This window comes from Segatella copri (assembly GCF_015074785.1).
Classification (GTDB): Bacteria; Bacteroidota; Bacteroidia; order Bacteroidales; family Bacteroidaceae; genus Prevotella.
On the sequence record NZ_CP042465.1, the window covers coordinates 56781 to 75368 of the forward strand.

An 18588-nucleotide genomic window follows, 5' to 3' on the forward strand; every position below is an offset into this window, starting at 1 on the left:
CTCTTTGATATTTTGCTGAAAATTACTTCTCCTCGTCTGAACGGTTTGACGAATCTCATATTTAACCTCCATGCCAAGGATATCCATGATTTTTTCAACCGTCGATAGGGAAGGCATGCACAATTCATTATAGAAATCATGACTATAGAAGAAGCTATCAAACAAAGACATAGTGTACGAAAGTACATACACAAACCTCTTTCAACTGAGGTAGTTAGAGCACTTGAAGAAAAAATCTTGGAGTGCAACAAAGAGGGTGGCCTTCACATACAACTGGTTACCCAAGAAACCAAGGCATTCTCCGGCATTATGTCATATGGAAAATTCCATGGCGTGGAGAACTATCTCGTAATGGCAGGGCAAAAAGACGACGATCTTGATGAGCGTATTGGCTATTATGGCGAACAGCTTGTGCTGCTTGCCCAAGCCCTAGGACTCAACACCTGCTGGGCAGGATTAAGCTATCGCAAGGTGAATGAAGCCTACAAGATAGAAAAAGGGGAGAAGTTGACATGCATGATTGCCTTGGGATACGGAGAGTCACAAGGGATTAGTCACAAAATCAAGACCATGAAACAGGTGAGCAATGCAACCAGCAATTCTCCTTCATGGTTCCGAAAGGGCGTGGAAGCAGCTCTTCTTGCTCCCACTGCCATCAATCAGCAAAAGTTCTCATTCTTCCTGCAAGACCAGGAAGGTACAAAAGCTGGTTGTAAACCCAAAGTTCTTGCCAAGAGAGGCTTCTCAATGGTAGGATATACCAAGATGGACCTCGGTATTGCCAAGCTTCACTTTGAAATAGGAGCAGGAAAGGAAAACTTTAAGTGGGTGGTAAAGAAAGGATGAGAGACTTCACGGAAATATGGCAACTTCAAGATACCATCATTACAGCAGTCAACGCATGCGGTTATGGTGTCTGGGATTTGCATGCTACCAGTTGGGGATTTCATCTGGAGTTAACAGAACATTTGGATGATGCAGAAATCTGCAATATCTGCAGTCAACTTCCGCTTTCTGGAGATTATGAAGGAGAAGGCACAAATGGTTCTGTTCTAAGTTTGTACAACTACTGATTATTGATGTTCAAAAATAAAATAAAGCATATAAATTGTATTGCAAGGATTATTATCTTAAATATCCGTAAAAAAATTACGGCGTATTGATATTTTGTATATCTTTGCAACTGCTTAGCTGCACTTGACATTATAATAAAAGATAGTTTGCATTGTTTAAGTGTGTATTAGCTTTGCACCAACAAAATTGTTATCAATTAAAAATAAAGTATATATAAGCATGCTAGTAAAATTTGCCGTAACGAACTATAGAGGATTTGCCAATCGTATAGAATGGGATTTGTCGAAACCAAGTAACTATTCCTTCAATACTTTTGCCATTAAAGATGGTATCATCAAGAATGGCATCGTATATGGACCTAATGGTTCTGGCAAGTCGAACTTTGCAATGGCCATCTTCGACATTACCAATCATCTTTCACAGAAGTGGAAGAAGGTGAACTATTATGATAACTTTACATATACGGGAAAGTTGAACTTCCCCGTAAAATTTGAATATACATTCAAGTTTAGAGATAATACGTTACTATATACATATAGCAAATCACCTGATGGAAAACTGGAGGAAGAAGAACTTGTTGTGAATAACAAGCTTATTTTCTGCAACAAGAATTCTGTCTTGACATTGGATGATGTTGAATTCCCGATGGATTCTGCGGTGAAGGCAAACCTTGCCAATAACGCCAATAATGTATCCATCGTAAACTTTCTGCTTACTTCCTATCCTCTTGCCAAGGAACATTATCTTCTGAAACTGCAGCAATTCGTAAACTCAATGTTATGGTTCAGAAGTGTTGAAAAAAATGAGTTTATGGGGTTGGCTACTGCTCCGGCAAATCTCGATGAGTATATCATCAAGAAGAAGCTGACTCGGGACTTTGAGGAATTCATCCATCGGGTAAGCGGACAAAGTTTTGAGTTTCAGGAGCCAAAGGATGATGATAAAGAGTTGTATTGCGTATTTGGATTAGGTCGCATTCCTTTCGATAAGATTGCATCAACGGGTACTCAATCTCTGATGCTGCTATATTACTGGCTGAAACAGATGACAAAAGCATCGTTCGTTTTCATAGATGAATTTGATGCTTTCTATCATTTCAGACTCTCTTATGAGGTTTGCAAAACCCTCTTTTCCCTTCCATGTCAGGCTTTTACGTCATCACACAACACCTATCTGATGACCAACGACTTGCTTCGTCCAGATTGCAATTTCATCTTGCAAGACAACAAAATCAAGCCGTTGAGCGACTGCACTCAAAAAGAGTTGAGATTCGGGCATAATATAGAAAAAATGTTTAGAGGTAACGCATTCGAAGTATGATACTATTTATTCAACTCACAAGTAGAACAGTATGTGAATACCGAAGATTGCAAAGTAGCTGTACTCAATGCTTTCCCAATTTTTCTGTTTGACTATTTCAAATAATATTTTAAGAGAAGGTTATCATACGAGGACATTCTATTAAGCAACAAATTTGGACTATCTAAAATTATATTTGCACAAATATGCGTAAGGGCAATAGGTTTAAGAGTGGCTAAGCTCATATTGACATTATTACTGACAGCAAGGTTGCTTTAATTCATCTAATTATTCGTTTAAAAAAAGGGCTAGCCCCATAATCAGGACTAGCCCCCAGTTTTAATTATTTTCTCGATGCAATGAATGTATCTTGAAAGCTGCATAGCACTTCAAGAAAGATTACTTAACCTCAATGTGCTTAACATCGTCTTTCTTCTCCTCCTTGGCTATCTTAGGAATCTCAATCTTCAAGACACCGTCACTGACCTCAGCGGAAATCTTCTCCTGATCAGCATCCTCTGGCAAAGCATAACTCTGAGAGTAGCTGCTGTAAGAGAACTCACGACGCAAGTAATGCTCTTCCTTCTTCTCCTCCTTCTTCTCATCCTTGTTCTCGATGGATACATTCAGATAGCCATCCTTATCGATGTTCATCTTGACCATATCTTTCTTCAAACCAGGAGCTGCAACCTCCATCGTATAAGCTGTAGCACTTTCCTTGACGTTGACTGCAGGAGCTGTTGCGTTCATGTGTGGCATCAAGCCTGTATCAAAGAAGTTGTCATTAAACCAACTGTTCAACCAATTTGAAACACTGTTATTTCTACGAGCTAACAACATCATGTAAAACCTCCTAATTCTATTTTTCTCGTCCTCTCTTCGCCTTCCGGCTCAGTCGGGATTTCTCATTGTTTTTAATTTATCCTTTTTAATAACGATTGCTTCGGCTTACGAGACTCAAGGATTTCTAGAAACCCTCAACTGTCATTACTTAGGGTTCTTGTCGTTCCCCTTGCCCTTTCGGCTTCGGCTTTCACTCTATGTAGGAGCAAGTTACGTGCCAACCCGGTTTGTAGATTTGGAGTAAACAGTTTTTGCCAATTTTGACTAAATATTCTGCAAAATTGACAACAATGGATAATTAATTTAAACTTTGCTGCTAAAACTTCATGCTTTTTAAACCTGTTTTTCAATCCATGCCATCAGTACTGCTACAGCATACTGCTGTTCTTCTCCTGTCAGCTGTCTTCCGGCAGGTATATGATGCCATTTGAAGAAACAACCACGGCAACAGCAGCCTGTAGCATGCTGGGCAATGAATACAGGATGCCCTCTCATCGGTGTCTGCTTGCCGTCATTGGGAATCACGGCAGGAGCAAGGCGTTTGGCAACGAAATCCTCCGCATGCTTACGGATGGTAGCCAAACCCTTTTCTGCAATATATTCCTTATCCTTCTTCGAGAGATGGAATCGGCTGCGAAAAGCTGATTGGGAAAGTCTTTCAAACAAATCAGTCAAGTCATACTCTTTGTCTGGAGAAGTATCGCTTTCCATGTCTTCTGAAGAGATAGAGTCTTTCTGATGATCCTCTTCCTCCTCAGGAAACAAATTGAGTTCTACATATTTTGCTTGGTTAACTTTTGATTCTTTTTTCATTTCTATTAGCCTCCTATATCTATGAATCTCCTATTAATATTAATGGATATCAGACTCTTACGCTGCAATTTCATTACTTCTTGAATTTTCATACCAAGTAGTGTATTATATTGTACTTTTCCTGCAAAGTTAACAAAAAAATCTAGATTACGTAAGAAAAGGTGTAATATATTGTTCTTTTTATAAAAGATTATAAGTTTCTGAGATTTTTCTTGGTTTTTTGCCTTTGAATATTGTTTTTTTCTTAACTTTGCATGCACAATTCATTATAGAATAGCAGTTTATAGTTTACAGTTAATAGTTTATAGTTTACGGTTGATTTCGTGGTTATTTGCTGATAACTTGCAGATTTCTTGTTAATTGCTTGGTGGTTTCGAGAAAAAAGCGTAACTTTGCGGTTAGATATTAATAAAATGAATTATTATGGCACAGATAGCAACAATGAATCAAGCTCAATTGCAAATCCTCGATATGCTGTCATTTATCAAGACTCCTGAGGCTTTGCGAGATTTGAATAAGGTAATCTCCGATTATTTTGTTCAGATGGCTGATGCTGAATTAGATAGGATGTGGAATGAAGGAACCCTGAATGAAGAACGTATCGAGAGTTTCCGGCATCTCCATGAACGTACTCCGTACAATAAACCAATATTATAATCTTTAGGTTATGAATATTGTATTGGATACAAATAGTTTGATTATGTCAATCGCCCCTAGAAGTCCGTATCGTAAGGTGTGGAATGCTTTTCTTAGTGGCGATTATAACCTTTGTGTGTCCAATGAAATAATAGAGGAGTATTCAGAGGTTTTATCTCGTAATATATCTCCTCAAGTTTCTGAGGCCATCGTTTATGCTATATTGACTAGACCCAATGTAATTCGCAAAGATCCTCATTATACTTTTGCTTTAATTGAGGCAGATAAAGATGACAATAAGTTTGTAGATTGTGCCATTGCTGCAAATGCAAAGTGTATTGTTACAGAAGACAAGCACTTTAAGGTCCTGGAAAATATTCCTTTTCCTAAAGTGGAGGTTATAGGTATAGAGGATTTTAAATGTTATTTGGATAAGTGGATATAGGTTTATGTACTGGTTTTGGTATATCACCATTACAGCGTAAGGTGCTAGATAAAAATCCTGAGCGTTGGCTTTGTTATGTGTTGAAGCACATAGATTCTACGCCTGAGGATAAGTATTATACTCTTCTTCCTGAGTTCTGGGAAGATGAGGAACAATAAAAATGAATTTAATTTATGGGGTGATTGGAACGTATGCACTTTCGAATTGCTCTGGCTCTTCTTTGGCAAAGAAGTAGTTTTTTCGAAAACCTACCCGTCCTTCCTTACCCTTAAGGAAGGCTCCACCTCTCATCTCGGTCTTCTTCAATGGTCTTTACACCCCCTTCGGTTCCCCCGTTAGCGGGGGACAGAAACCTCAGGGAAGAAGAGGGAAACCGCCCTACTCGGTGCTCAGAACCGCTACGCTCTAAGGTTGGCGGACCATCAAAGGTCTTCGCCATGTTGTGCGGGATGGGACCGCCTTATTACAACTTGCTTCTGGTCTGCGCCATGTTGTGCGGGATGGGACCGCCTGGGAATAGCAGTTTATAGTTTACAGTTAATAGTTTATAGTTTACGATTGATTTCGTGGTTATTTGATGATAAGTTGCAGATTTCTTGTGATTTTCTTGGTGGTTTCGAAGAATATGTGTAATTTTGCGACATTATTAAACGTTTAAAAGGAGAAGATTATGGCATTAGAGATAAGAAGCATTCCTGTTTTGACAGGTGAGACCGCTGAACGATTTGTTCGTGAGGCAGAGGAGAATGAGCGCAATCCACAAAGAAAGGCATTGCGAATGTCATTTGATGACGTTGAGAAGATTTTGATTCGTTCAACTGCTAATTTGAAAGCGCATGGAGGAAAGAGTCCTTTTGCAAAGTAATTGCTCTCTTTATCGAGTTACGACAAAAGAGGAGCTTGATACTTTTAGCTGTGGCGATAAAGACCTTGATGACTTCTTTCATCGAGAGGCTTGTCTCTATGATGGGCAATTATTAGGGAAGACATATTTCTTTGCAACTGAAAGAAGTGGTAAGGATGAAATAGTCTGTGCCTTTACATTAGCTAACGACAGTATCAAGGCAGCTTTAATTCCAAATGCTTCAAGAAATCGAATACAGAGGAAAATTCCTAATTCTAAAAGAACAAGGAGTTATCCTGCAGTATTGATTGGAAGACTTGGAGTAGCCAAGGATTTTCAAAGTACTCATGATGGTATTGGATCACAAGCGATAGACTATATCATATCTTGGTTTTTGTTACCAGACAATAAGACTGGTTGCCGTTTCATTGTTGTTGATGCTTATAATAAGGAAAATGTGCTTCATTTTTATGAAAAGAATGGCTTCAAATTCTTGTACTCTACTGAGAGTTTGGAGAAAGAGGCAAATCATATTCCTGAAGATGAACACTTAGAGTCAAGGATGATGTATCTTGATTTGTTGGGATATATAAGATAATAAATCCTAATGTAAGTGAGAACTCTATCTTCGAGGAAAAAGCGTGCAAGCCACATCATAGTCGCCTGCACGCTTTTTGTTTTTGTCATCTAAATTTCTGATGATTTCCAATCGAACACGATGGTGTTGTCTTCTTTGATATTGAAGCTCATACCTACCTTGATAATTTCCTTGCCGCTCATGGCAAAGGCCTCGGCATAATGCTTGCTTTCTATCTGCTCAAGAGCCTCCTGGGCAGTCTTTCCAAACATCAGCTCCATTACATAGATAGTATCGTCCGTCTCCATGGTTATATCAATTCTCCCCTTTGACGTATGTTGCTCCACTATAATCCTGAAATTCGTGAGCAAGGCAAAGTTGATATACATCGTTTGCTGGTAATGCCCTTCGTAATGGGTGTTGTTGCAATAAGGCACAGTCTCCCAAAACGATTTCAGCAACTGTAATGCTTCGTCTATCTTGCGCTGTTTAATAAGCACCGACATCTTGGCGATGGTGGTATTGCACATTGCAGTCTTTGAGGTCAGATAATGAGGCAACAAACTTCTGTACAATCCAACTCTTATTTCCTTGTTAGGAATGGCTAGGGTATAGAGCTCCGTTTCTTCATCATAATCCTTGATGGTGATGTAGCCACTCTGATAGAGCAGCGGCATGATGGTGGTCATGGTTTCCGTGGCAGCATCAAAGTCATCCTTTCCGGCTTCCATACTCTCGCCCAGGTTCGCTGGCAGAAAGTTGAAATTGCGCATCATATTGATCAGATAAGTAGGAGTGCCTGATCCAAACCAGTAGGAATCAATCTTCTGCTTGGCAAAGCAGGTTAATAAGCTGAACGGATTATAAACGTCTGGAGAAGGCCATGTAAAATGATAGCCGTCATAATTATCCTTTAACTTAGCTAACGTCTGCTCATACGATAAGTTTAATTTTTCAGCAAGTGCATCTATGTCATTCCGCATTCCGTTCACCAGTTCATCTTCCGTAATTCCGCAAATGCCGGCATACGGCTCGTCCATACTGATATTGGTGATGTTGTTCAATTCGCTGAAGATGCTGAGCTGGGAGAATTTGGTGATGCCTGTGAGGAATACGAAGCGGAGCAATTTCTCGCATCCTTTTAGCGGACTGTAGAAATTGCGCATGGCGTTGCGAAGTTCTTCCTGTTTTTCATCCTCGTGCACCACATCAAGCAAAGGGGCATCATATTCGTCAATCAGTATTACCACTTGCTTGCCCGTTTCCCTATAGGCAGTCTGGATAAGTGAGATGAGGCGGACGTTGGCATCAACAGCCGGATTCGTAATACCCCATTTCTGCTCTTGTTCTGCAAGTTGCTGGTCGAAATATCTTTCCAGCTGGGCTATCTCCATGTGTTTGCCCATGCTCATATCGAAATGCAGCACCGGATAGCTTATCCAATCCTTTTCCAGCTTTTCGATGGCGAGTCCTTTGAAAAGCTCCTTCTTTCCTTCAAAATAGCTCTTCATGGTAGTCAGCAACAGCGACTTTCCGAAACGGCGTGGACGGCTCAGGAAGAAATAAGTACCATCAGTATGTGCCATACGATATACATATTCCGTCTTGTCAATGTAGAACTTATCCTCCACTCTGATTCGTTCGAAAGTTTGTAATCCTATCGGATATAGTTTTCTTGCCATAATTGCTCGCCTTTCTTTTAAGTGATATTCTCTTTGTTGGCAAAGATACGAATAAATGGTGAAACCACCAAATTAAAAACATCTTTTCTTCATTTATGCCCCTTATCTCATTTCCTTATACCTTTTATTTCTTTTCAGGCTTCCTCTTATCTCCTTTCTTCCTTCTTGCTGTATTAATAATGGGTTAATCTCGGGAAAAGTCTTGGTTGATTATAGGATAAAATGTTCTTTAACCCTATTGAAATCTCCGTTCATCGACGTTGAACCGCGGTTCAGCGTCTATGAATGGCGGTTCATCGACGTTGAACGGACATTCAACGTCTATGAACGGAGATTTTATCTAAGTATAAATGTTTCTTTTCTTAGTTGAAAGAACTGTCTTAGTAGGTTAAAATCCTTCTTTTACCCCTCTTCTTGCTCTCATTCATTCGTTTTCTTACTCTCATTCACCCGTTTTGTGAGGGTGTGTCATAAGCTTCTTAGGATATAGATAAGGCACGGATTACACGGATTTTCGCAGATTTCTTTTGATTTTCTTTGGCGGTTTCAATAAAAAAGCGTAACTTTGCGGCAATAAACTATAAAATGAATAATGACTATGATGGGAATATTACAAGTTGCCTCTTATATATACAAGCGCTATATGGATGATTTTGGCGTTCGTATTGATGAAATGAAGTTGCATAAGCTACTTTATTTCACGCAGCGTGAGTGCTTGATTCAAAAGGGCGAACCCATGTTTGATGCACAATTTGAGGCTTGGAAATATGGTCCTGTCATGGTTCAGATTCGCCAGCATTATAAAAATGATTCTCTCCCAGAATTGATGGATAAAGAGCAGGTTGTACAATATGAGCCAGTGTTTGATATGGTGTTTAAAACTTATGCTCCACAGAAGTCTTGGAGTTTGAGTACTTTAACGCATGGAGAGTTTTCTTGGAAACACGCAAGAGAAGGCTATGATGAACAGGATTCATGTGAGGTAGAGATGAAAACAGAAGACATTATGGTTGATGCCAACAGGGTTCGTGAAAGACGAGCAGTTTTGCGTCAATTAAATCTTTATACTGCATAAACCATGAGAATAACTGAGGAACAAATGGCTTTGATACATTCTCTTCGTTGTGAACGGCTGGCTTCTAATGAAGAGAATTTGCGATTGATCGATTCTTTCTATAGCACTCGAAACAACAATGTTGCGGATGCTTTGCTGAATGAGGCCTATCAAGAAGATGAGTCTGGTGTTGTTGCCTATTATGTGGTGAAAGATAGCGATGCTAATGTGTTGTTCTTCTTTTCTTTGAAGTGTGGATTGTTGTTTGATGAATTCATAGAAGGAGAAAAATTGACTAGGCTCAAGGAACTTTGTTCTACTTTGTCTGAAAAGCTGAATGGGGGAAACGTGCCAGAAGAAGATAGGGATGGATTGAAAGCCATTTTGGAATCTGTTAGGGCAAAAAAAGGATTGAAGAAAGATGAAGTGGCTCGTATCCTTCATACTACAACAGATTCTCAGGAAATCAATTCTATTTTCGACAAAAACATCAAGAATGTGGGCAAAACCTTTGCTGGTGTGGAGATTGTGCATTTCTGTGCCAATGATGATTGTCGTGAAGTTTGGGATAAATATAATCTTGACCAAAGTCTGGGAGCAATCGTCTTTTGGCATTTTATCGTTCCTTTGATTTTTGAGTTGAGAAAGATTGTTGGTTGTGAATATCTTTTCTTATTTGCTGCTGATTGTGACCCTGATGAGCATCTTGTGAACTATTATAGCCAAAAGTTGAAATTTAAGAAAGCAGACGAGCATAGTGCTGCAATGCCGATTTATGATTTTACATGTAAGTTCATGTATCAAGAAATTGCGGAATTAGAAAAGAAGCGAATGAAGTTCTATGAGAACTTTAATCATGATGAAGATGCTGTCTAAACTTTTCTGACTGCATCAGGTCATAAAGAACTGGGGCAAAATCATATTGTTTTTTAAACCAGATCACTGCTGTCCCGTTTAGAAATCATCGGTTAAAATAGGCTAGGATACCATATGAGTGCAAAGGTACAAAATCAAATCGAATACACAACTTCTAGAGCATAAAATATTGGATATTAATAACTTATATAATAATCGTCCAGACAAAACGGGACACTAGTGCAGATTTGAGTGAAGCTAAGAAACAAGAAATCCACAGCTGGCTTGAGTGCCTGCTGTGGATTTCTCTTGTTTATATTAAAGTGTAGGATTCGATAATACTGTCTTACTGATTAATCGTAATGGCATCGCCTTGTAGCGGCCGGTGTTATTTCCATTACTACCACTCACGAAACGTACGTTTGATATACCCTTCTTCGAGTTGTATATATCGAAATAGTTATACCAGAAACCATATTCCGGACTTTTTACACTGAATCCTTGTGTTCCAGAGACTAGTGTTTTGGTCCAAAAGACCACGTGCATTGGATATTTATGACTTTCACCTTCCAGATATCCTCCGTATGGCAGATAGATGGTTTTCAACTCAGAGCTTGTTGTATTCATAAATGTACAATAATACGATTCTCCAAGAGCTGTTTTACGCGTTTCTGTTTTAAGTGTACCGGCATTAACCAAGTCCTCAAAGACAGATTTATCTGGTATTTCAAAGCCTTCAGGAGATAGAGTAGAGGATAGATTCCCCTGCTTGACATCTGATTTATTCTTATCCTCTGAAATCTTGAAGTATCCACCGATGGCACCTTTGTTTTTTTGGAACTCATTGATGTCTGGTACATAAGGACTATTGTCGGTAGCACCCAGATTACGGTCAAGCATGATGTAGGTTTGAGTTTGTCCCTGCACCTTCACTACACCATAATAGAACATACCTTTTACCTTTAGCTCGTCATCACCACCCTCTGCTAATTCATATCTTTTTGCCATATCATCTGTTATCGCATGGAAGATACCAGTATGATAAACAGTGTAGGTGATGTTGATATTATCCTTGTTTTTTATCGTAAAGGTGCCTTTCCAAAGATCATAATTATTATCGCGATTATCTGCCAACGTCACTTTCCAGTAATCTCCGTCAGCGCTAACAGTGAAATGGGCATCTTTATCTGTCAGAACATCCCCAGTCAGATTATCCACTGTCAGTTTATCCCCTGTCTTTTTAGGAATCTTATAACTGTAGGCATTCTTACCTACAGTAAAATGAAGTCCATCATTTCTTTTTACGTTTTGCATTTGCTCTGGTTTGATTCCTTTAACGTCCTTATCCAACCAGGCAAAATAGTCCGGTTGAATCTCACAGCCATTTTTTAACATTTTGACTTGTCGAGAAGGGTCTCTCATGAAATCGAAACCATCCTGGGTTATCTTCACATCAAGCTTGAGATCCCCAGAAGATATCGTAACCGTTCCTGTTCTTGGGGTTTCATCAGGGTTTGGAACCAGCGTAAACTTCAAAAGATATTTTTTGCCAGAAGATGACAGTCTACCACTTTCAGGAGTTGTAATTCCTTCACCCTCCTGGTCATATCTTTTGATCCAGGTATCACTATCCTTGATCTTTACATTATATGTTCCAGATTTGAGCGTAGTGACCAAAGTGATTCTTGCTTCAGTATCTGTTGCCTTGAGGGACAAATTATCGCTAACACCCAGTTCATAATCTTTGCAAGCTATCATATTGGTAATGGCAGGATTGTCATCTACAACATTTACTTCCAGTCTGTTTTCCGGGTCAGATTTGACAGCATCATCCAGTTTTTCGAAACCATAGTCATTCACCTTGGTTACGGTGATGGTATAGTTATGGTTTCTCAAGAAGGCATACTGGTCCTTCTTGGTTTTTGCATCCTTGTAAAGCCCCACTTTATAGTAACCTACTTTGTAACCTTCTTTACCCTTGTATTTAGCCCTGATGATAACGTTAGCTACACCTGCAGATGTTTCTGTTACCACTACTTCACGGCTTGTTCCATCGCCGAAATCTGTGCCACTAAACTCTGTTGTCTCTGCTAAGGCATCGGTTGGTTCTGTATAACCAGCAGGTGCGATAGCACTCTTTGCTGCTGCATGATTGATGATAAGACCAGCATCTTTTTCAGGGAAATCAGTCACCGTAGCATCTACTTTCAAGGTAACCTTGGCATATGGTCTGAACAAATCGACAGTTGGTGTACCATTCAAGAGAGTCTCTAAAGATACGCTACCCCAACATATAGGGTTGTTTGTATCTATTTTTCTATATGCAGCTTGCAGGTCTTTTGCTTCTTCTTCTGTGAGGTCATTTATATTTGTTACCAGATGAACCGTTTTAGTTCCAGATGGGACATTACTGATTGTTGCCTGATACGTTCCGTCTGCATTCTTGCTTCCAATGTTGACATTCGCCATACCTTTGTAAGTATTGCTTTCGCCATAAAACACAGCAGTAACTTTACTAATGCTTTCATCAGCGCCCGCTCTAGTATTAATTTTCTTTTCGGAGAAGTTGGGCAACTCAATGTTCAAGGTTACCCCCTCGGCAGGGATTTCATCCCCGCCGAGTCCGATAGTCTCCATTGCATCCTTGCAAGAAACAAGGCAAAGGAGCAATCCCATCCATATCATTAAATGCTTTATCTTCTTCATTTTTTTTCAATATTATTTATTCATTTACGCCATCAGGCGTACCTTGATGCCATTTGTCTCCTTGGTAATAACCAGTGTCGCCATACTTCTCGTAGCTATTGCCATCGAAGAGTGTAATAGTAGGAGATTTATCGTTGTCTTCCTTTTTCAGGAGGATGTTTTTTTCGTGTTCCCCTTTTACTGCTTTCAACTTGATGGTTGTTTTATACCAATCTTTTCCCACCTTCTCGCATTTCCAGCTTTTTTTGGCTTTAGTATCCCAAATGGTGAACTGTTTTTTTTCTGATGCGATACCATATACCTTATACCATCCAAAAAGCGCAAACTGGGTATATACCTTGTACTCTATGTCTTCAATTTCAGGCATATCATCATGTACACGCCATATAGGGTCGGATGTAGGATCATAGACGATCCATCCTTCACGATCTTCATAATCGAAGAGAGGAATACCCGGCTCTAGATGATGAGGACAACGGTGTAAACTAAATCCTTGATCTAGATATGTATTATTACTGAACATAATCAATGTCTCACCTGGCGTAATAGTTCTTTTACCTTCTGATCCATTTGTATTTGATACAGACTGCGCATTTTGAGTGAAGTCTTTGTAATACCATCCGGTGTTAGTATCGTCGGCCACCATTTCTTCTCCAGGCCATCCATTTTTATCGGCCGGTCCTTTCGTAAAAATCCAACCTTTTCCTGTAACGGCATCTTCTGTTTCACCAATCTGGGTATATACATAGATGCGGTGGTTGTCTGGTTTGGCACTTTTATCATTTGCATCCTCATTCCATCCATCGCTCCAGTTGTTTGTATCTCCTTCAGGTAAGATTCCCTGGAAATTATCGGAACCGTTATCTCCTTTATATTTACTTCGGTCATTGATAGCTCTGAAATAGATACGATAGTCATCGATAGGAGGACGCACAATTACACGAACAGTTTTATATTTGACATCCGTAGTCTCATTTTGGGGTATTACATTAAATTCATGAATGGTGGTCGTTACAGGATCTGTTGTTGCTCTTACTGTGAAGACACCTGTGGCTGCATCCGATGAATTTAAATCCATTTCGATGGTGGATTTACCTTTTGTAAGTTCGGTCTTTTCCAACCTGATACCCCCAAGATTAGTATCCCATTCTATATTTCTACTATTCTGAGATATATCATTATTATAATAGATGACCAGTTCTTTTGTAACATCCAGATAAGGTGTAACATCATAATGTACATCTATATATTTATAGAGGTTATTTGCCTTGAGGTAAAACTTAGCGGTGCCACTTCGCCCAGATGTAGGATAGTCACTGACTGGGATTTCCGGATTCACACGAAATTCTATGCTGTCATTGCCATTAGCATCTTTGCCGCAATCATACTTAATGATGATGGGTTCTTCTTTACCATTGACTAAAATGGTATTTTTGCAACCAAATTCTACAATAGCAGCATTCGATTTATATGAAATATAATCGTTTGTCGTTGACGTAACACTAGCCTCCGTCTTGCTTACCCACAAAGTGGTATGGTTGAAGTCGGCATCTATTGGTACTGTCTCCCATGGCTTTACACTTACCTTGCAATCCAGCTCCATATTACCGAGGGTCTTGATAGCACCGGTAATCTCATAGAAGGTACCGCGAGGGAATACGGGTACGGTGCTGGTTTCATCCTTCTTATGACCCAAATCGATGCGATAATTGTTGTCTACAGAACCTCCTACATTACCATTAATGGTAAGATAACTGCGGTCGGATTCTGATGAGATATATCGCTCTGGGAGATAATAGGTCTGCTGGAAAAGCCATTTGTCCGCAGCATTTACCGGATTCGGTGTTGCTGTTCCTGTTCCTTTAATATCGTCTCTATTATTTGTTGCCGGCAGACGGCTGTTGTCTGTCCAATCGGTATAGTATACGGCAGCTCTAGATGATGCCTCATACTGAGTACTTGGAATACCCTCCTTGTATGCTTCTTTATCTTCATTTTTTGTCCAAGTTGGAGTCTCAAATTTACCGCCCCAGTAAAGATGGGTAAAAGGAGAGAGTTTCTCAGCTGAAATACTGTTGATGCTAAAGGTCTTGCCTCCGAAAGCAACGTCTGCGTTACTTGGATCGAAGATAAGATTCAGCTTAACCTTTACGCATGTAAATTTCAGGTTAGCTGCTACCTCTGTATATTTATCACCCGCAGCTTTAATCTCGGTTACAGCGAGTTTGCCTACGGCATCCTTCTCTGGTTCGTAAATCATCGGGATATTGGTGCATACAGGCATACCTGTTCTACTTGTAGGTCTGTAATCGAGTACTATATTTTTGAGAGAATCTTCAGTTTGGATAGTTTGACCGCTCAACACCTTGTTCATATTGGCAACCACATAGATATGATACTTTCCCGGAGTAATATTCAACTGATAGGTTGCTATTCCCTCATCTGCCATCATCGTAGCCAGTGGGGCAGGGAGCGTCTCTTTCAGGAGCTTGCCTTCATTTCCTGTAGGGAAAGCATAGAGGGTCAGGTCGTTGATCTGGCATTCATCTACCGTAGCATTATAGGTAGGAAGGCCGGAAGCATCGTCGGCACGGGTGCCACGGCTGCTGAGCACGGTTGGCACGAGTACATGCAAGTTGCTTTCTGACGAAATGGGAGCGCGCTCGCCTCCAAGTTCGTCAGAGCAACTTACTGTAACCAACAATATAAACCAACTAACTAAACTTAAAATGAAATCTCGTATTTTCATTGTTTCCAATTTTTAAAGTCAAATACTCTTATGAGTTAAATGCCCGGAAGGGGCTCTGACACCTGAAACGGTTAGAAATCGACACGCTGGATGCGCTTGACCCAATCCAGGATGGAAATGCTGAGCTGCACATACTTCCACTGGTTGCCCTGGAGGAAGAAGTCGAGCTTATAGTCGTACTCTCGGTCCAGGAATTCCTGCTCTGAATAATGGCGGGCTTCGAAGGCGCCACGGCCTTGAGCCAGAAAGTCAGCAAGATTGATGCGTGCCACCTCTTCGCCTGTAGTCTTGTTCGTGATGGTGAGGATGGCGTTCTTGTCGTTTTCTTCTGCCGGATGCCAGATGAGTCGGGAGAACATGAGGGCGGCATGAGCGGTGCGCTCCTTTACATTGCCCTCGGTATCCTTAAACTCAGTGGTCCAGGTGTAGTATGGGGTATATGTCAACTCCTCGTCGGGGAGGAGAGAGTTGTCGTAACTGATATCGCCGTTGGCATTGGTTATCTGATAACTGAAGTCATCGGCATTGATGTTGGCAGGCTCGTCGGTCTGATGCAGGCTGATGGTGAGCTGCTTGGTATCACGAACCAGACCGATGGTATGGCGTGTAACCTGCAGGTCTTTTACTTCAACCAGTTCGTTGCTGAGTCCTTGCCAGAGTGTATCGAGCGGTTGGCTCTGGTTGTTCACCTTGCCCTGTTCGCGGTCGAGTCGTGCATGGAGGGCGGTGATGTTGTCACCCTGCTGTGGCAGAGCTATCTGGAATTTGGCACCTGGCTGCGCGAGTGCATCTTCGTATTTCTTTTGGAAGGCGAAGGTTGCGAATCGGTATTTGCCCGGTTCCAGATTGATTCTCATGGCATAGTTGGGGTCCTTGAGCAGCTGTGATGTCGCATCGTTATAGGCATCATGGCGAGCAATGAAGTTGCCCTGCTCGTCGTATACGAATACGCTGAGTCCGCCCACATGATCATTGAACATATCGGCACGCTGCACGTTGTAGTCGTACTTGAACTGCAAGTCAACACCCATGTCACAAGGAGGCAGGTCGTCGTGCATCAAGTCGTTGCAGCTGCAGAGCATACTGCCCGCCATGATGAATCCCCATCCCATGCATATATTCTTGATCCAACTGTTAAACTTCTTGTTTGCCATGATGCTTATCTGTTTTGTGAAAAGTAAAGTGTATAAATTGATTCTTATTCTTCCGATATAGCCAGCCGCTCTTTAGCGCTAGAGCGGCTGAGCTATATATAATAATGTGTAATGGATTACAAATCGATCTTCTGAGAGCGCTTAGCCCAAGAAAGGATCTTTACGCTGACGCTGATGTACTGATCGTTCTCATCGTCTGGAAGAGTAGGCTTAACCTCTGGAACGTCAGGATATCCAAGACCGCTTACCTTGTTTACAGAAAGCTCGTACCAGTTGTTGCGGAGCACACCGTAACGACCGAGGTATGTTGCGTTGTCTGTACCATAAGCCTTACCAGGTGTCCAAGGAGTCATCTCGTTGAAGTGCTTGATACGGGCAATGTAGTAAGCTTCGCCATTGAGGTATGTAGAGATACCGGTTTCAGCTGACAAACCAAGCTTTTTGTTGATCTTATCAACATTGTCATCTGTAACCTGTGATGAAGCAGCTTCGCCTGAGTAGGTAATGTTAGCTGCCTCAATAAGATGCTGACCAGCCTTGCCGCTGATGTTTGTACCCTTAGAAAGGTCTACATCATACTTTGCCTGCTCTTCAGGAGTTGTAATACCCATAACATTGAGAGCAACAGTCTTAATCTGTTGTTTAAGATCAGCTTCTTTCCAAATATCGGTATTGTTACCAATCTTATAGAATGTCTGAACTGTTTTAAAGCCATTAGGAGTGAAGACAGCCTTAAACACAACACGTGTAGTCTGACCCTGCTTCATGTTGTTAAGATCGAAGGTGTTCTCAAGGCAATACTGAGGATTGGCTTCACCTGCGGCGCCCGTAACGTCTTTATTTTCAATCATTTTGAAGGCTGTCTTGCAGTTTGCCAAATCATGATAATCAGCATTATTATAGTTAGGATCTACGCCCCAATATACACGCTTGAAAGTTTTGTTATCACCGTCATAGAAACGAGGTGTACTCCATATTTTGGCAAAACCCGTAGTAGTCGAAGACAAACCACCAATCTGATGAACCGGGAAGGTAGACTTATTGGTTACGTCGAGCTGCCATTTCTCTATTTTCACTGTGGCACCAGCGTATGTAGTACCGTCACCAATAGAGTAACCTTTTGTTTCAAAGTCTTTCATTGTAACCTTAGCCAAACCACGCTCTACGTAAATTGTAGTAGCAGGATTAGCCTGTGCTTCCTCTTTTGAAGCGTAAACACCTTTAATATCAACAAGAGTTGTAGGCTCGGTTGTTTCATCCTTATACATCGGAGCATTTGCCATAAAGATGCCGTTTAAAGAGACGTAATTGTCAGCATTAGCCTTTGAAGCATCCTTACTCCAAGTTGCATAAGTATCGGCAGTAGTAGGCAATGTTACCTTCTTGGTTTCATCATCTTTAGTATTATTGTTGAGGAGCACCAGTGCCTTATAGGTGCCTTTTACCGATACATTTGTAAGCTGTACAGTAGCAATGGCCGCAGTTGTAACACCATTTTCATTAACGTCGGTCCAAGGGTTCATGGTTCCAAGATCGGCACTTGTAACAAACTGATCTGTCTTAGCATCGAAGATAAGGATGGTACCATTCTTAACCTCATACTCAGCAGCAGTACCTTCATTAAAATCAGGTGTACCATCAGGAACAGCACGTGTACCGCTTGTTGTAGGCAGATTAATCTTGAATGAAGCATACGCAGTACCATTCTCAACCTCACTAGAGCCATTACCACCATTTACTAAATCGTTGTTGCTTGAACAGCTTGCCGTCATAGCTGCGATGACAGCCAAGCCAAATAAATGTTTAATCTTCATAATTTTTGAAAGTTAAGCTTGTATATAATCGTTATTCTCTAAT

The 18588-nt window shown here is 40.7% G+C and carries 16 protein-coding genes; 9 read left to right on the forward strand and 7 right to left on the reverse strand.

What is annotated here, in order from left to right; translation table 11 throughout:
- The first annotated feature begins 138 nt into the window (after positions 1-138).
- The 3 genes from FO447_RS15670 to FO447_RS15680 all read left to right on the forward strand — a co-directional run bounded on the left by FO447_RS15670 (position 139) and on the right by FO447_RS15680 (position 2394).
- Positions 139-846 (forward strand): nitroreductase family protein, encoded by a 708-nt coding sequence (locus tag FO447_RS15670; protein WP_117729528.1) that lies wholly within the window; start codon positions 139-141, stop codon positions 844-846.
- Positions 843-1073: a hypothetical protein gene (locus tag FO447_RS15675; protein WP_117729526.1), complete on the forward strand. Its 231-nt coding sequence runs from the start codon at positions 843-845 to the stop codon at positions 1071-1073. Before FO447_RS15670 ends, FO447_RS15675 begins: the two co-directional genes overlap by 4 nt.
- A gap of 220 nt (positions 1074-1293) precedes the next feature.
- Entirely contained in the window at positions 1294-2394 is a 1101-nt protein-coding gene (locus FO447_RS15680; protein WP_118191825.1) for an AAA family ATPase, read from the forward strand.
- Between the two features lie 378 nt (positions 2395-2772).
- Here the strand turns inward: FO447_RS15680 and FO447_RS15685 are convergent, their stop codons facing one another.
- Together FO447_RS15685 and FO447_RS15690 are read right to left on the reverse strand one after the other, a co-directional pair.
- Positions 2773-3213, reverse strand: coding sequence for an Hsp20/alpha crystallin family protein (locus FO447_RS15685; protein WP_117729553.1), 441 nt, complete (start codon positions 3211-3213; stop codon positions 2773-2775).
- 336 nt (positions 3214-3549) lie between these two features.
- Positions 3550-4029, reverse strand: a complete 480-nt coding sequence (locus FO447_RS15690) for a DUF4186 domain-containing protein (RefSeq protein WP_437181508.1) — start codon at positions 4027-4029, stop codon at positions 3550-3552.
- Between the two features lie 441 nt (positions 4030-4470).
- Between FO447_RS15690 and FO447_RS15695 the strand changes: the two genes are divergently transcribed.
- The 4 genes from FO447_RS15695 to FO447_RS15710 all read left to right on the forward strand — a co-directional run bounded on the left by FO447_RS15695 (position 4471) and on the right by FO447_RS15710 (position 6552).
- Positions 4471-4686 carry a dephospho-CoA kinase gene (locus FO447_RS15695; protein WP_117729575.1) on the forward strand — a complete coding sequence of 72 codons (216 nt, stop codon included), beginning with the start codon at positions 4471-4473 and terminating at the stop codon, positions 4684-4686.
- Between the two features lie 10 nt (positions 4687-4696).
- Complete coding sequence (locus tag FO447_RS15700; RefSeq protein WP_117729569.1) at positions 4697-5110, forward strand: putative toxin-antitoxin system toxin component, PIN family; 414 nt, start codon at positions 4697-4699, stop codon at positions 5108-5110.
- A 670-nt stretch (positions 5111-5780) separates the two neighbouring features.
- Positions 5781-5975, forward strand: coding sequence for a hypothetical protein (locus FO447_RS15705; protein ID WP_118066820.1), 195 nt, complete (start codon positions 5781-5783; stop codon positions 5973-5975).
- Positions 5947-6552 (forward strand): GNAT family N-acetyltransferase, encoded by a 606-nt coding sequence (locus tag FO447_RS15710; RefSeq protein WP_117729566.1) that lies wholly within the window; start codon positions 5947-5949, stop codon positions 6550-6552. The genes FO447_RS15705 and FO447_RS15710 overlap by 29 nt, the downstream gene beginning before the upstream one ends.
- An 89-nt stretch (positions 6553-6641) precedes the next feature.
- Here the strand turns inward: FO447_RS15710 and FO447_RS15715 are convergent, their stop codons facing one another.
- On the reverse strand, positions 6642-8213 hold the full coding sequence (locus FO447_RS15715; RefSeq protein ID WP_200758630.1) for an ATP-binding protein: 1572 nt from the start codon (positions 8211-8213) through the stop codon (positions 6642-6644).
- Positions 8214-8811: 598 nt separating this feature from the next.
- Between FO447_RS15715 and FO447_RS15720 the strand changes: the two genes are divergently transcribed.
- A complete protein-coding gene (locus FO447_RS15720) occupies positions 8812-9288 on the forward strand; it encodes a Panacea domain-containing protein (RefSeq protein ID WP_117729573.1) in 477 nt (158 codons plus the stop codon).
- A 24-nt stretch (positions 9289-9312) separates the two neighbouring features.
- Positions 9313-10143: a hypothetical protein gene (locus tag FO447_RS15725; RefSeq protein ID WP_234699133.1), complete on the forward strand. Its 831-nt coding sequence runs from the start codon at positions 9313-9315 to the stop codon at positions 10141-10143.
- 297 nt (positions 10144-10440) lie between these two features.
- Here FO447_RS15725 and FO447_RS15730 read toward each other — a convergent pair whose 3' ends face one another.
- From FO447_RS15730 to FO447_RS15745, 4 genes are all read right to left on the reverse strand, one after another.
- Positions 10441-12828 carry a BACON domain-containing protein gene (locus FO447_RS15730; RefSeq protein WP_200758631.1) on the reverse strand — a complete coding sequence of 796 codons (2388 nt, stop codon included), beginning with the start codon at positions 12826-12828 and terminating at the stop codon, positions 10441-10443.
- Positions 12829-12844: 16 nt separating this feature from the next.
- Complete coding sequence (locus FO447_RS15735) at positions 12845-15577, reverse strand: fimbrial protein (protein WP_200758632.1); 2733 nt, start codon at positions 15575-15577, stop codon at positions 12845-12847.
- Between the two features lie 71 nt (positions 15578-15648).
- Positions 15649-16731, reverse strand: a complete 1083-nt coding sequence (locus FO447_RS15740) for a FimB/Mfa2 family fimbrial subunit (protein ID WP_200758633.1) — start codon at positions 16729-16731, stop codon at positions 15649-15651.
- Positions 16732-16847: 116 nt separating this feature from the next.
- Complete coding sequence (locus tag FO447_RS15745) at positions 16848-18545, reverse strand: Mfa1 family fimbria major subunit (protein ID WP_200758635.1); 1698 nt, start codon at positions 18543-18545, stop codon at positions 16848-16850.
- Between the last annotated feature and the right edge of the window lie 43 nt (positions 18546-18588).